This is a genomic window from Shewanella sp. NKUCC06_TVS (assembly GCF_019345515.1).
Lineage (GTDB): Bacteria > Pseudomonadota > Gammaproteobacteria > Enterobacterales > Shewanellaceae > Shewanella > Shewanella oncorhynchi.
In genome coordinates this window covers 1-310 of record NZ_JAHKQX010000049.1, presented here as the reverse complement: position 1 = coordinate 310, position 310 = coordinate 1, and the positions used below count along the sequence as shown (strand labels likewise).

The following is a 310-nucleotide window of genomic DNA, read 5'->3' as shown; positions in this document are numbered from 1 at the left end:
CTCAGGAGTAAACTCCCTTGTGCTGCCGCTCGACTTGCATGTGTTAGGCCTGCCGCCAGCGTTCAATCTGAGCCATGATCAAACTCTTCAATTAAAGTTTTGTTGCTTCCGTCTTACGACTTCAGCGGCTCAATGAATTCTGATTTTTTGTTTCTCGCACTCCCTATAAAAGAAGGTCTGAAACAAACTGTACATATTACTATGAACACTCATTGTTACATTGATTTAAATTTTTGACTGCCAACCCGAAGGTTAAGCAGTTTCGATTAACTCAACACCTGTGAGTGTCCACACAGATTTCTTGTTTTAT

The 310-nt window shown here is 41.0% G+C and carries 1 rRNA gene; it reads right to left on the bottom strand.

The features are described from left to right. Nucleotides 1-94 (bottom strand): 16S ribosomal RNA (locus KO531_RS22265); the annotation flags it as partial. Nucleotides 95-310 lie beyond the last annotated feature (216 nt).